Genomic DNA, 14223 nt, shown 5'->3' on the forward strand with positions numbered 1-14223 from the left:
CCATCCTTCAGACAAGGGAGCTCCCCATGCCATTGCTGGGCTGTATTGCAGATGACTTTACCGGTGCCACCGACCTGGCCAGCCAGCTGGTCAGTATCGGCATGCGCACCGTTCAGACCATCGGTGTCCCCGACGAGGGGCTGGCCGACGAGCTCAAGGATGTCGACGCGGTGGTGGTGGCACTCAAGAGCCGCACCATTCCTGCAGAAGAGGCGATCGAACAGTCGCTGGCAGCGCTTGAATGTCTTCAGGCGCGCGGCTGCGAGCAGTTCTACTTCAAGTATTGCTCCACCTTTGATTCCACCTCCGAGGGCAACATCGGCCCGGTGACCGATGCGCTGATGGACGCACTTGACGTGCCCTTTACCGTGGCCTGTCCGGCGTTGCCCGCCAATCGTCGCACGGTCTACAACGGCTACCTGTTCGCGGGTGGGGTGCTGCTCAATGAAAGCGGCATGCAGGACCACCCGCTCACGCCCATGACGGATGCCAATCTGGTGCGCGTCATGGGCAGTCAGACCCGCCACCGGGTCGGGCTGGTCGACCTTGATGGCGTGCGCCAGGGCAGCGAAGCCGTTCGGCAGCGCTTTGACGCGCTGCAGGCGGAGGGCGTTGGCGTGGCAATTCTCGATGCCATCGAGCAGCGCGATCTGGAGACGCTGGGCGAGGCCTGCCGCGACATGACGCTTGTCACTGCCGGTTCCGGTCTGGCGCTGGGCCTTCACGCGCGCTGGGCTAATGAGCTGACCGGTGACAGCGCTGCCGAGCTACCGGCCACTCCAGGGCGTGAAGCCATCCTGAGTGGCAGCTGCTCAAGGGCAACGCTGGCCCAGATTGAACATGCCCAGGCGCACTATCCCCATTACCGCCTGGATGCGCTGGCACTGGCCGAAGATTATCAAGGCCGGATCGACGAGGCGCTGACACTGGCCAGGGAGCATCTCGACGCGTCTCCCGTGCTGATCTATGCCAGTGCCTCTCCTGACAACGTTAAAAAGGCGCAGCAGACGCTGGGCGTACAGGAAGCCGGCGAGATCGTCGAGCGCGCGCTGGGAGAGGTCGCCGCGACACTGGTCAGTGAGCTGGGGGTGCGCCGTCTGCTGGTCGCCGGAGGCGAAAGCTCCGGCGCCGTGGTCAGTGCGCTTAATGTGAAAGGCCTTCAGATCGGACCGAGTATCGATCCCGGTGTGCCCTGGATCGTGACGCTGGGTAGTCCCGAGCGGCTTGCGCTGGCGCTCAAATCGGGCAATTTCGGTGCTGAAGACTTCATGACAAAGGCCTGGGAGAGCATGCCATGAGCCATATCAATACCCATAGTGAAGAAAATCGCCTGCGCGAGGAGATCAGCGAGATCGGCCGTGCCTTCCGTCAGCTGGGCATGGCGCCCGGCACTTCCGGCAACATCAGCGCCAAATGCGACGGCGGCTGGCTGATGACGCCGACCAATGCCAGCCTGGGCGCGCTGGACCCGGCCGAGATCTCGATGCTCGACTGGGAGGGCAATCTGCTCTCCGGCAAGCCGCCGACCAAGGAGTCCTTTCTTCACCGCGCCTTCTATGAGTCGCGCGAAGAGGCCGGTGGCGTCATCCATCTGCATTCGACCTACGCCTCGGCGGTTTCCTGCCTGCAGGGGCTGGACGAGCGCTCCTGCATTCCGCCGATTACGCCCTATTTCGTGATGCGGGTAGGCCGTCTGCCGCTGCTGCCCTATTTTCAGCCCGGCGATCCGGCAATGGGCGAGGCGGTGCGCGAATACGCGTCGGATTACAGCGCCGTGCTGCTGGCCAATCACGGCCCGGTGGTAGCCGGCAAGTCACTGGAAGTCGCGCGCAATGCCATCGAGGAGCTCGAGGAGACCGCCCGTTTGTTCCTGTTGCTCCAGGGTCAGCAGATCAACACCCTGAATGATGAGCAGATCGACGGCCTGCGCCAGCAGTTTGGCGCCCGCTGGTAGTCATTTCGCTCCCGGTGCCGTGGGCGCCGGGTTACGGCTGTCTGTTGTTATCCACTTTTGAAGGAGCGCTCATGCCGCGTTTTGCTGCCAACCTCACCATGATGTTCAACGAAGTCTCCTTCATGCAGCGCTTTGAACAGGCCGCGGATCAGGGCTTTGAAGCGGTAGAATATCTCTTCCCCTACGCCTTTGAGGCGGAGGCGATTGCCCGGGAACTCAAGCGTCATGACCTCAAGCAGGTGCTGTTCAATCTACCTGCCGGAGACTGGGAAGCCGGCGAGCGCGGTCTGGCTGCGCTGCCCGGGCGCGAAAGCGAGTTTCGTGACAGCGTCGAGACGGCGATTCGCTACGCCCGCGCGCTGAACTGTCCGAGGGTACACGCCATGGCCGGGGTAGCCGGCGAGGGGGCGGATCTTTCGGCCATGCACGATACCTACCTGAGCAATATTCGTTTTGCCGCGCGTCGGCTTCAGGAGGAGGGCATTACGCTGTTGCTCGAGCCCATCAACAGCCGCGACATGCCGGGCTATTTCATCAACCATCAGCATGAGGCGCATGATGTGATCGAGACGCTGGGCGAGTCCAATATCCGGGTACAGATGGACTTCTATCACACCCAGATCATGGACGGCGATCTCTGGGAAACCTTCCAGGAGTACCGCGAAGGCGTGGGTCATATCCAGATTGCCGGCGTGCCCGAGCGTCATGAGCCCGATACCGGCGAGGTGAATTATGCCTGGCTGTTCGACCAGCTTGACTGCGTCGGTTTTGACGGCTGGCTGGGTTGTGAGTACAAGCCCCGCGGTGAGACGGCAGCGGGGCTTGGGTGGTTTGCGCCCTGGCGGCGTTAAGCGACCGGCTTACTTGCCATGGTCTGAATAGCGCGTTTCGAGATCGTCGAAAAGCGCTTTTTTGACCAGCCGCTGGCGCTCGCTGAACGAAGCCACCAGCTGTGGGTCTTCATCCAGTCGTCCGTTTTTGAGCAGTCGAGGCAGCGCCCTTTGCATACCGCAGACGGCACTTTGCAGCGCGGCGTTGGCATAGAGCACCACGGCATAGCCCAGCTGCTCGAGTTCATCGCGATCAAGCGTGGGCGTTTTGCCGCCGATCACGATGTTGATCAACTGGGGCGTTTTGAAAAGCGCTGGCAGGCGTCGTATATCCTCCAGTGACTCGGTCGCTTCGATAAACAGGATATCCGCGCCCGCCTCGGCAAACCGATGTGCCCGTTCGATGGCATGATCGATGCCATGGACGGCTGCGGCATCGGTACGGGCAATAATCTGGACATTGTCATCATCGCGGGCGTCGACGGCGGCCTTGATCCTGTTCACCATCTCTTCTGTGGCCACGACCTGTTTGCCGCTGAAATGGCCACATTTTTTGGGCATCGCCTGATCCTCGAGCTGAATGGCGTCGGCGCCGCTACGTTCCAGGGTGCGTACCGTCTGGCGAACGTTCAGGGCGTTACCAAAACCGGTATCGGCATCCACTATCATGGGAAGTTCAACGACATCGCGTACCCGGGCGGTATGCTCGGCGACGTCATGCAGGCCAATAAATCCCAGATCAGGGAGCCCCAGCGACATATTGCTGACGCCGGCGCCGGTGAGATAGAGCGCTTCAAAGCCCGCATCTTCGACGACCCGGGCGCTGAGCGCGTTGAACACCCCGGGCATCAGCATGGCATTGCGTGCCATGATCCGACGGCGAAAGGCCGCGCGTCGTTGGGTAGCTGTAGTGGACATGGCATGACTCCTCCGGCAGGACAAATTGCCACCTTGAAACAGTCTCTGGTGCGCTACGGGTTCAGCAGCGGATGAAAAGGTAGCCTTATCAGTTCCGGCCTTCTTTTTTGCAGTCTACATAATAAAACGCCCGACCAGAGGGTCGGGCGTTGACTGCTTTCTTGTTTCATCAGAAATCAGACGCGTGCCTTGATATCCATCGGCGCAGTGTCGTTTTTTGTCGCTGCGTTTTTTTGAGCCCGGTTCTGGGACGGTGCGTCGGCCATTTCCCGCTTCGGACCGGTGCGAACATGGGTGGTGTAGAGCGTCAGGCCTGTAAAAGCGAGACCGCCGGCCAGGTTCCCCAGCACGGTAGGAATCTCGTTCCACCACATGTAGTCCCATACCGAAAAATCACCGCCCATGATCAGCGCCGAAGGAAACAGAAACATATTGACGATCGAGTGCTCAAAGCCCATGTAGAAAAAGAGCATGATCGGCATCCACATGGCGATGGCCTTGCCACTGACCGAGCTGGACACCATGGCGCCCACCACGCCCATCGAGACCATCCAGTTACACAGCATGCCGCGCATGAAGATGGTGACCCAGCCGGCCAGCCCGTACTCGGCGTACCCCAGGGTGCGGGCCTTGCCGATGCTGGCAATCTTCCCGCCAATCTCGCCGGGGCCAATGGAGAAACCGTAGGTAAGAATGAAGGCGATCATGAAGGCGACCGTCAGCGCGCCGCCCAGGTTACCCAGAAAGACCCATCCCCAATTGCGCAGGATGCCCTTGAACGTCACCCCGGGGCGACGATCCAGCAGGGCCAGGGGCGTGAGCATGAACACGCCCGTGAGTAGATCAAAGCCCATCAGATAAAGCATCACGAACCCGACCGGAAAGAGTATGGCGCCAATCAGGGGCTCGCCGGTCTGTACCGTAATGGTGATCGCAAAGGCGGCGGCCAGGGCCAGAATGGCCCCGGCCATGAAGGCACGAATCAGCGTGTCACGCGTGGACATCGCAATCTTTGACGCACCGGAATCGACCATTTTGGTGACGAATTCAGCAGGAGTGAGATAGGACATGATATGGCCTCTGGTGTGTTGTTGTTATGCCATGTATCGGTGGGGCCGGTGATCACATCGTCGCCATCAGGCAATGACGACGCATTCGCCCTCGAGTCGTACGTCATAGGTGGCCAGGCGAATATCGTTGTCTTCAAGACAGACGCCATCATCAAGCCGGAAGTGCTGTTTGTAGAGGGGCGAGGCCACCACCAGCTCACCCCCCTTGTCGCCGATGATGCCGCGGCCGATCACGTTGGCATTCGAAAACGGGTCATGGTTGTCGATGCCAAACACCTCCGGGGCGCTGTGACGGTCGCGCCCGTGCGGCAGATAGAACAGCGCGATCTGGCGGCCGTCGTGCAGGACCACCACGCCCGAGTAGTCGACCAGATCATGGACACTGCACAGCACCCGTGCAGTGTTTTCAACGGCAGTTGCAGGACTCATCAGCGAATCTCCACGGCAAGGGAATCAATTTCATTGGCGCGCGCTGGGCGGGGCTGGTCGCGCTCGGTGACATTGACGATATCCGGGTCACCGCATTTGTCGTTAACAAAGGTGCGAAAGCGCTTGAGCTTTTCCGGGTCCTTCAGGGCGTTGGCCCACTCGCACTCGTAGGTCTCGACCACGTGATGCATCTGGCGCTCGAGTTCGTCACCCAGCCCGAGGCTGTCGTCGATGATCACTTCTTTCAGGAAATCCAGACCGCCTTCGAGACTTTCCCGCCACACCGAGGTGCGCTGGAGCTTGTCGGCGGTGCGCACGTAGAACATCAGGAAACGATCGACGTAGCGAATCAGCGTGTCGCTGTCGATGTCGGTGGCAAAGAGTTCGGCGTGGCGCGGGCGCATGCCGCCGTTGCCGCAGACATACAGGTTCCAGCCGGCCTCGGTGGCGATCACGCCGATGTCCTTGCCCTGGGCCTCGGCGCACTCGCGGGTGCAGCCCGACACACCCATCTTGACCTTGTGTGGGGTGCGCAGGCCCTTGTAGCGATGCTCGAGTTCCAGCGCCATGGCGACACTGTCCTGTACGCCGTAGCGACACCAGGTGTTGCCCACACAGGATTTCACCGTGCGCAGCGACTTGCCATAGGCGTGGCCGGTTTCAAAGCCGGCCTTGATCAATTCTTCCCAGATGTCCGGCAGTTCGTGCAGCTCGGCGCCGAAAAGGTCAATGCGCTGGCCACCGGTGATCTTGGTGTAGAGATCATATTTTTTGGCCACCTGACCCAGCGCCACCAGCTTGTCGGGGGTGATCTCGCCGCCGGCGACCCGGGGCATGACCGAGTAGGTGCCGTTTTTCTGCATGTTGGCCATGAAGGTGTCATTGGTGTCCTGCAGCGCGACGTTCTGCGGGTCCATGATCGGCTGGTTCCAGCAGGTGGCAAGAATCGACCCGATGGTCGGCTTGCAGATATCGCACCCCAGTCCGTGGCCGTGCTTCTCCAGCAGTTCATCAAAGGAGTGGATGCCTTCGACGCGCACCATGGCGTAGAGCTCTTGGCGGGTGTAATGAAAGTGCTCGCAGAGGCTTTTATCCACCTCGATGCCGCGGGACTCGAGCTCGTGCTCGAACACCTGCTTCAAAAGCGCCGCGCAGCCGCCGCAGCCGGTGCTGGCCTTCGTCTCGATCTTGAGTGCCGCGATATCGGCGCAGCCCTCATCAACGGCCTGGCAGATGGCGCCCTTGGTGACGTTGTGGCACGAACAGACCATGGCGGTATCGGGCAGGGCATCGGCGCCCAGGGTCGGTGCACCGCCCTCGCTTTGCGGCAGAATCAGCACCGCCGGGTCCTTCGGCAGGTCGATGCCGTTCTGGACGTACTGCAGCAGGGTGTCGTAGTAGCTGTTGTCACCCACCAGCACCGCACCCAGTGCCTTTGTGCCGTCGCCTGAGACCACCAGCCGGCGATAGCCACTGCCGGCTTCGTCGATCCAGCGATAGCTTTTCGCTCCTTCGGTGGTGCCAAAGGCGTCACCGATCGAGCCGACATCCACCCCCAGAAGCTTGAGTTTGGTCGACATGTCCGCGCCGCTGAAGGGCACGCACACATCGGTGAGACAGCTCGCCACGGTGCGGGCCATGGTGTAGCCAGGCGCCACCAGACCAAAGATTTGGCCGTTCCAGAGCGCACACTCGCCGATGGCAAAGATTTCCGGATCGGAGGTGCGGCAGGTCTCATCGATCACGATGCCGCCGCGTTCGCCGATCTCCAGCCCACAGTCGCGGGCCAGCTGATCCTGGGGGCGGATGCCGGCGGAAAAGAGCACCAGATCGGTGTCCAGGTGCTCGCCACCCTTGAAGTGCATGCGATAGGCGTAGTCATTATCGGACGTGGCGATGATCTCTTCGGTGGCACAACCGGTGTGTACACCCACGCCGAGGGCTTCGATGCGCTCGCGCAGTGCTGCACCGCCCTGATCATCCAGCTGGACCGGCATCAGGCGCGGGGCGAACTCCACTACGTGGGCTTCAAGGCCCAGCGACTTGAGTGCGTTGGCGGCCTCCAGCCCCAGCAGCCCGCCGCCAATCACCACGCCCCGGCGGGCGGTACTGGCGTGTTCGCGAATGGCATCGAGATCATCCAGGGTGCGATAGACCAGCCGTGCCTGGGGGTGTTCGCTGACCTCAGGGCCCGGAATCGGTGGCACGAAAGGGTATGAGCCGGTGGCGATGATCAGGCTGTCGTAGGGCAGACGACCCTCGGAGGTGAGGATTTCGCGCCTGTCACGATCGATGCCCGAGATGCGCACACCCAGATGCAGCGACACGCCGTGGGTGTCGTGCAGGTTGGCCTCACCGAGCGCGAGCGCGTCAGCGTCCTTGCCGGAAAAATACTCTGACAGGTGCACCCGATCATAGGCGCGATGGCGCTCATCACCGAACACGTGAATCTGGTAGTGCTGGGTGGCGCCGCGCTCGATCAGCTGTTCGACGCAGTGATGGCCCACCATGCCGTTGCCAATGATGATGAGCTGCTTTTTCTCTTGATGGATTGTCTCTGCATGAATCGTCAGGTCCTGCATGATCAGGCAGCCTCCTCGAGCTGTTGGATGGCGTCCGTGGCGCCAAAAATCAGCGTGTCACGGCAGGACGTGAGATCGTTTTGATCCACGCTCTGGCGGAAGTACCAGGGGCCATCGCGGGTGTCGCCGTAAAGCACGGCGCCGACAAGTCGGTTATTGCGCAGAATCAGGCGGCGGTAGTCGCCGTGGCCGGCGTCGAGATAACGCAGTACCTCGTCGCCGGGTTCAGGGGTGAGGGTGCCGAAGGCGTAAAGCTCGACACCGCTGACCTTGAGCCGGGTGGCGCAGGGCGTCAGGGCGTAGCGGTGATCGCCACCGCAGAGCCGGTCGGCCAGCACCTCGACCTGCGCCCAGATGGGGTCGACCAGACCAAAGGTGGTGTGCTCGAATTCACAGCACTCTCCGAGCGCCATGATGTGCCTATCACTGGTGGTCAGGGTGTTATCCACGCGGATGGCCCGGCGCCCCTCAAGCCCTGCGTCCAGGCCGAGCTCGGCGTTGGGCACGATGCCGGCCGCGACCACTACCAGCCCGGCGGCCAGATGCTCGCCATCATCCAGCATCACCCCCGAGACGTGGGTGCCATCGGCACTGTCATAGCCAACAGGACAGCGCCCAAGGCGCAGCGTGAGGCCGCGTCCCTGAAGTTCATTGGCCAGCAGCTCTGCGGCCCGGGCATCGAGCTGGCGATTCATCAGGTGCATACTGCGGTGCACTACGGTGACCTCAAGGCCGCGCTTTCGAAGCCCTTCGGCCGCCTCCAGCCCCAGCAGGCCACCGCCGATCACCACGGCGCGACGGGTGTGATCGCCTGCTGCCATCAGTGAGGCTACATCCTCGGTAGTGCGAAAACCGTGAATGCCGCCAAGTTCGGCGCCAGGCAAATCGAAAAGACGGGCCCGCGAGCCGGTGGCGATGATCAGTCGATCGTAGTCATGGCGCGTGCCCCGGTCATCGATGATCTGTCGCCTCAAACGGTCGATGAACCGGATGCGTCGGCCGCAGTGCAGCGTGATGTTGTGTGCCTCGAACCACTCGCGGTCACGCAGGGTGATCTCCTGCTCACCAATCTCGCCGGCCAGTAGGGGCGAGAGGAGAATGCGGTTGTAGGCGGGGCTGGCTTCATCGCCGAACACATGAATGTCCTGCGGCCGCTCGGATCGGCTGACAAGTCCCTCCAGCAGCCGCTGGGTGGCCATGCCGTTGCCGACAATGAGCACGCGACGTGTGGCGATGGGCCGTATGGTGTCGTGATCCGTTGTCATGCTCGACCTCCCGGCGTGATGGATTGTCGATAGCGCAGGTGACGCCCGTAAGTGAGAAGGGAATGTGTCCCTGCTGTCATGAAGCGAACGCCGTGCCAAAGGCGTGGGAGTCCTTTGATTTCAATCCTTTTCAGGATCATATGCGCCGACAGTGGGCAAGAATCGACTGCGGATTCACCAGCAGGGTGCCGTCGGAATGCCATCAGGGTGCCATCGCAGTGCAGCACGATGCCGGAGTGGCCATCTTTTGGTGCATTGGTCATCAGAATGTGAGGCTGGTGAATGTCAGCGTCCTGCTGTCACGACAAAACTCATTTCATGGCCCGAATATTGCTGATTCAGGTTATCAGTGGTTCAGACTGTCAATAGTGGCCGCGCCCCTTTTGACGGACGTCAGGTTTTTTCTCATTAATAGAAACTGTTGATCAAAAGCAGTGATGAGTCGGGGCGTGGCAAAAGCCTGGGACAGGGATGTTCGGCTGGATCAGGGCAGCCGCCTGCCGTAGAGGAGCGTTATGGAAAAGAACACCACCTGCCCGTACTGCGGGGTCGGCTGCGGCGTTGTGGCCGAACACGACACGGGCCGTTGTGACACCCTTGTCGGCGTGACCGGCGATCCGGCACATCCGGCCAATCAGGGCCGACTCTGCGTCAAGGGGGCGGCGCTGGCGGAAACGCTGGGTCACGATGGGCGGCTCACGCACCCTCGTATCGACGGTCTTGAGGTCAGCTGGGAGAGGGCGCTCGGCGAGGTTGCCGCACGTCTGAAAGACATTCGGGCGCGTCATGGCGGTGGCGCCATTGCAGGGTATCTCTCGGGGCAGCTTTTGACCGAGGACTATTACCTCGCCAACAAGTTCTTCAAGGGCTTTGTCGGCACCCCGCACGTGGATACCAATTCCCGGCTGTGCATGGCCTCGGCAGTGGCGGGCTACAAGCGCGCCTTCGGGGCGGACGCCGTGCCCTGCTGCTATGAGGATCTGGAAGAAGCAGAGTTGGTAGTGCTGACCGGCAGCAATCTGGCCTGGAACCATCCGGTGCTCTATCAGCGTCTGTGCGCGGCCAAACGCCGAAACCCCCTGATGCAGATCGTGGTGATCGATCCGCGGGTCACCGACACCTGCGAGCTTGCCGATCTCTTTTTGCAGATCAGCCCGGGCAGTGACATTGCGCTCTTCAACGGCCTGTTGAGCTATATGGCCTGCAGGGAAAAGCTGGATCGTGATTTTATCGAGCAGCATACCGAAGGGTTTGATGAGACGCTGGCCGCCGCGCAGCAGGAGGCGCCGGATATCGAGACCGCCGCCGAGCTCTGCGGCGTCGATGCCGAGCGGCTGGAAACCTTCTACTACTGGTTTGCCACTCAGTTGCATGTGGTCACGCTTTATTCGCAGGGCATTAACCAGTCGAGCAGCGGTACCGACCGGGTCAATGCGATCATCAACTGTCATCTGGCCGGCGGCAGCATCGGCCTGCCGGGGGCAGGGCCCTTCTCGATTACCGGACAGCCCAATGCCATGGGCGGACGTGAAGTCGGCGGACTGGCCCACCAGCTGGCGGCGCACATGGATTACCACACGCCCGGCGCACTGGATCGCGTCACTCGATTCTGGACCACCCCGGGACTTGTGCTCGCGCTGCCCGAGGGTCCCGGTCACAAGGCGCTGGCGCTGATCGAGGCGATCGAGCGCGGCGAGATTCAGGCGCTGTGGATCATGGCTACCAATCCGCTGGTCAGCCTGCCGGATGCCAACCGGGTACGCGCTGCGCTCCAGAAGTGCCCGCTGGTGATCGTCTCCGAGTGCATGGCCCACAACGACACCCTGGAGCATGCCGACATCATCCTGCCGGCCAGCGGCTGGGCAGAAAAGGACGGCACCGTCACCAACTCCGAGCGGCGCATCTCACGCCAGCGCGGGATCCTGCCGCCCCCGGGCGAAGCACGACACGACTGGTGGATCATCTGCGAGGTGGCTCGTCGCATGGGCTTTGGTGAGGCCTTCGACTACACCAGCGTGCACGAAATCTTTGACGAGCACGCCCGGCTGTCGGGCTTTGAAAACGACCCGCAGGCCACGCCGGAGACGGGCTATCGGCTGTTCGATATTTCCGGGTTGGCCGGGCTGGATCGCGCTCGCTATGACGGGCTCGCACCGATTCAGTGGCCGGTCAATGCGAGAGCCCCGCATGGTACGGCGCGGCTGTTCGAGAACGCTCGCTTCATGACCGCCAACGGCCGGGCAAGACTGATCGCGGTCTCTTCCCGCGCCACGCTTCAGCAGCCCACCAGCGAGACGGGGCTTGTGCTCAATACCGGCCGTATTCGTGATCAGTGGCACACCATGACCCGGACGGCACGTGCCTCGCGGCTCATGCATCACCGAAGCGAGCCCTTTATCGAGGTGCATCCCGAGGATGCGCGCGCGTCAGGGACGCAAAACGGTCAGATCGCCCGGCTGCATAATAGGCTGGGCGAGTATTTTGGCCGCGTGCGCGTCACTACCGCCCAGCCGCAGGGATCGCTTTTCATTCCCATTCACTGGAACGATCAGTTTGCCCATCAGGGGCGGGCGTCGGCGCTGATCGAGGCTGTCTGCGATCCGATCTCTGGTCAGCCCGAATCCAAGCAGGGCCGGGTGGCGCTGTCACCCATTGCTGCGCAGTGGGAGGCCTGTCTGCTATTGGGAGGTGACGCGCGGGCGCCTTTGGATGAGAGCGACTGGTGGGTGCGCGTCCCGCAGGCTCATGCTCAGCGCTTTCAGATGGTGGGCAACGAGACAGAGGACTGGGCGTTGTGGTGCGCACGCACGCTGGGTCAGGCACCCACGCTCTGGAGTGAAGATGATGGATGCGGCCACTTTCGCGCGGCGTGCCTGCATGAAGGCAGGCTTGTCTGGTGGCTGGCGGTGGCGCCGGTCGGCATGCTCAACCCGATGCTGGGCGATGTTGGCTGGCTGGATGGGTGCTTTGCGCTTGAAACCCTTGCCCCCCCGCAGCGTCGTCGGCTGCTCGCCGGCCGGGCGGCGAGCGGTGAAGATGCCGGAGCCACGGTATGCAGCTGCCATCAGGTGGGAGAGAAAACCATCAACCGCGCCATTGCCGGTGGCTGTAAAAGCGTTGAAGCGCTGGGGGAGCGGCTGTCCTGCGGCACCCAGTGCGGCTCCTGTATTCCCGAATTGCGCGCGCTTTTAAAGACACCGCAGGCGCAGAATACCGTGCAGGAAGGGGCAGCTCGCGAGACGGTCTGAACAGGCTTGAGCTTGCCAACCGATCGGATGCGCTGCCCTTTGTCAGCAGGACGCTTCATTTTCTGCCTCAGCGATAGCCTGCGGCCTGTAACTCGAAAAGCTCGGCGTAGCGGTCGCCGTTGGCCATCAGTTCGTTGTGGCTGCCGCGCTCGATAATGCGTCCGCGCGCCATGACCACGATCACATCGGCACTTCTGACCGTCGAGAAACGATGTGAGATCAGAATCGAGGTCTGATGTCGGCTGTGGTCGCGAAAGCGGTTGAAGACAGCCGCTTCTGCGGCCGCGTCCATGGCGGCGGTGGGTTCATCAAGGACCAGAATATCGGCGCTTTCGCGCATCCAGGCTCTGGAGAGGGCGATTTTTTGCCACTGGCCGCCGGACAGTTCCTGACCATCCTTGAACCAGCGTCCGAGCTGGGTGTGATAGCCCGAGGGCAGGCGGCTGATGAAGTCATCGGCCAACCCGCGTTGCGCTGCTGCCTGCCAGCGTCTCTCATCCTCAAAGGCGTGGGTATCGCCGACGCCCAGGTTTTCGCCCACGGACAGCTGATAGCGTACGAAGTCCTGGAAAATAACGCCGATCCGCTGGCGTAGTATCTGAGTGTCCCAATCACGCAGGTCACTGCCATCGAGCAGAATGCGCCCGCAGCTCGGGTGGTAGAGTCGGGTCAGCAGCTTGATCAGGGTGGTCTTGCCGGAGCCGTTCTCGCCGACCAGTGCCAGACTCTGACCGGGTGGCAGGTGCAGCGAAATGTCATCGAGTACCTGTTCGCCACCCGGGTAGGCAAACCCCACGTTTTCAAAGCGTATGCCGTCGTCGGGTAACTCGCCTTTGGTCAGGGTGCCGGTTTCCCGCTCGGTAGGCTGCTCAAGAAACTCATAAAGATTGGAGAGATAGAGATTGTCCTCGAACATGCCGCTGACGGCCGTAAGACTGGCCGATAGTGCTCCCTAGCTTTGCTTGAATACCAGTAGATACATGGTCATCTGGCCCAGCGTCAGGGTGCCGATAATGGTCTCGAACACCACCCAGCCGTAGGCGGCGTAAAAGGTCAGCGTGCCCAGAAGCCCCAGCAGAAAACCCCACAGCGTGCGCCTGAGCGTCAGGCGGCGCTCTTCACTGTAGAGGTTGTCGAAGATGGCGCGGTAGCGGGACAGAAAAAGGCGCTCCAGCCCGTAGAGCTTGACCTCCTTGATGCTGTCCTCGCGCGCCAGCAGAGTTTCCAGATAGCGCTGCTCGCGCATCTGCGGTGAACGCCAGCGAAAAAGGCGAAAGGCCTCGCCGGAGAATCTGGCTTCGGACACAAAGACGGGCAGGGCACCGGCCACGATAATCAGCAGCGCCCAGGGGGAGAACTGCACCAGCAGCACGCTGAAGCTCGCCAGCGAAATGACGTTTTGCAATAGCGCAAAGGTTCGGGTGACCAGCAACAGCGGCCGCGTCGAGGCTTCCCGGCGGGCGCGGGTCAGACGGTCATAAATCTCGGAGTCCTCGAACTGCGAAAGCGACAGCTCACCGGCCTTTTCAAGCAGCATGACGTTGACCTTCTGACCAAGCTGCGCGCGCAGCAGCGACTGTTGAGCATCCAGCGCTCGCTGCGCCAGTGACATCAATGCAATCAGGGCGCCCTCTACAATGACCAGAGACAGCACCGGGGATAGTGCGGTCTGTAAATCCCCGATTTGATCAGGGTAGATTGCCATTGCCTGCACCACGCCGTCCACGATCAGCTGACCCACCCAGGCCACCACGGCCGGCAAAACTCCGGCCACCAGCGTTGCCAGCGCAAGCCCTAGCATCATCAGACGCGAGGTCTGCCAGACCAGCACCAGCGCACGCAGGGTATAGCGAAAGACATTGAAAAAATCGCCCGGCGCGGCGGCCAGGCGATGTTTAAGGCAAGAAAGGGACATGATCAAACGGCC

General features: G+C 61.7%; 9 protein-coding genes and 1 pseudogene. 4 read left to right on the plus strand and 6 right to left on the minus strand.

Going from position 1 to position 14223, the window contains the following annotated elements:
• Positions 1 to 26 precede the first annotated feature (26 nt).
• The 3 genes from otnK (at position 27) to otnI (ending at position 2805) form a co-directional block, all read left to right on the plus strand.
• Positions 27 to 1298, plus strand: a complete 1272-nt coding sequence (gene otnK, locus Q0931_RS05890) for a 3-oxo-tetronate kinase (protein ID WP_299258245.1) — start codon at positions 27 to 29, stop codon at positions 1296 to 1298.
• A complete protein-coding gene (gene otnC / locus Q0931_RS05895) occupies positions 1295 to 1954 on the plus strand; it encodes a 3-oxo-tetronate 4-phosphate decarboxylase (RefSeq protein WP_299258246.1) in 660 nt (219 codons plus the stop codon). The genes otnK and otnC overlap by 4 nt, the downstream gene beginning before the upstream one ends.
• Before the next feature lie 71 nt (positions 1955 to 2025).
• On the plus strand, positions 2026 to 2805 hold the full coding sequence (gene otnI, locus Q0931_RS05900) for a 2-oxo-tetronate isomerase (protein WP_299258248.1): 780 nt from the start codon (positions 2026 to 2028) through the stop codon (positions 2803 to 2805).
• A gap of 9 nt (positions 2806 to 2814) precedes the next feature.
• On the opposite strand, the gene Q0931_RS05905 is transcribed toward otnI, so the two are convergent.
• From Q0931_RS05905 to Q0931_RS05925, 5 genes are all read right to left on the minus strand, one after another.
• Complete coding sequence (locus Q0931_RS05905; protein WP_299258250.1) at positions 2815 to 3702, minus strand: isocitrate lyase/PEP mutase family protein; 888 nt, start codon at positions 3700 to 3702, stop codon at positions 2815 to 2817.
• Positions 3703 to 3878: 176 nt separating this feature from the next.
• Entirely contained in the window at positions 3879 to 4772 is an 894-nt protein-coding gene (locus Q0931_RS05910; protein ID WP_299258252.1) for a formate/nitrite transporter family protein, read from the minus strand.
• A 66-nt stretch (positions 4773 to 4838) separates the two neighbouring features.
• Positions 4839 to 5201: a nitrite reductase small subunit NirD gene (nirD, locus tag Q0931_RS05915; RefSeq protein ID WP_299258254.1), complete on the minus strand. Its 363-nt coding sequence runs from the start codon at positions 5199 to 5201 to the stop codon at positions 4839 to 4841.
• On the minus strand, positions 5201 to 7783 hold the full coding sequence (gene nirB, locus Q0931_RS05920) for a nitrite reductase large subunit NirB (RefSeq protein WP_299258256.1): 2583 nt from the start codon (positions 7781 to 7783) through the stop codon (positions 5201 to 5203). The genes nirD and nirB overlap by 1 nt, the downstream gene beginning before the upstream one ends.
• A 2-nt stretch (positions 7784 to 7785) precedes the next feature.
• Entirely contained in the window at positions 7786 to 9048 is a 1263-nt protein-coding gene (locus Q0931_RS05925) for an FAD-dependent oxidoreductase (protein WP_299258258.1), read from the minus strand.
• Positions 9049 to 9563: 515 nt separating this feature from the next.
• Here Q0931_RS05925 and Q0931_RS05930 point away from each other — a divergent pair.
• The gene (locus Q0931_RS05930; protein ID WP_299258260.1) at positions 9564 to 12296 is read left to right on the plus strand and encodes a nitrate reductase; all 2733 of its coding nucleotides are present in this window, start codon (positions 9564 to 9566) and stop codon (positions 12294 to 12296) included.
• 67 nt (positions 12297 to 12363) lie between these two features.
• Here the strand turns inward: Q0931_RS05930 and Q0931_RS05935 are convergent.
• Positions 12364 to 14211 (minus strand): annotated as a pseudogene (locus tag Q0931_RS05935) (ABC transporter ATP-binding protein).
• Positions 14212 to 14223: the final 12 nt, after the last annotated feature.

Origin of the sequence: uncultured Kushneria sp. (assembly GCF_947497025.1) — a bacterium.
Classification (GTDB): domain Bacteria; phylum Pseudomonadota; class Gammaproteobacteria; order Pseudomonadales; family Halomonadaceae; genus Kushneria.

Bases quoted from the DNA above. Each gene is read 5' to 3' on its own strand.
- Q0931_RS05925 (WP_299258258.1), bottom strand. From the start codon at position 9,048: ATGACAACGGATCACGACACCATACGGCCCATCGCCACACGTCGCGTG.
- Q0931_RS05910 (WP_299258252.1), bottom strand. From the start codon at position 4,772: ATGTCCTATCTCACTCCTGCTGAATTCGTCACCAAAATGGTCGATTCC.
- Q0931_RS05905 (WP_299258250.1), bottom strand. From the start codon at position 3,702: ATGTCCACTACAGCTACCCAACGACGCGCGGCCTTTCGCCGTCGGATC.
- nirD (WP_299258254.1), bottom strand. From the start codon at position 5,201: ATGAGTCCTGCAACTGCCGTTGAAAACACTGCACGGGTGCTGTGCAGT.
- otnK (WP_299258245.1), top strand. From the start codon at position 27: ATGCCATTGCTGGGCTGTATTGCAGATGACTTTACCGGTGCCACCGAC.
- Q0931_RS05930 (WP_299258260.1), top strand. From the start codon at position 9,564: ATGGAAAAGAACACCACCTGCCCGTACTGCGGGGTCGGCTGCGGCGTT.
- otnI (WP_299258248.1), top strand. From the start codon at position 2,026: ATGCCGCGTTTTGCTGCCAACCTCACCATGATGTTCAACGAAGTCTCC.
- otnC (WP_299258246.1), top strand. From the start codon at position 1,295: ATGAGCCATATCAATACCCATAGTGAAGAAAATCGCCTGCGCGAGGAG.
- nirB (WP_299258256.1), bottom strand. From the start codon at position 7,783: ATGCAGGACCTGACGATTCATGCAGAGACAATCCATCAAGAGAAAAAG.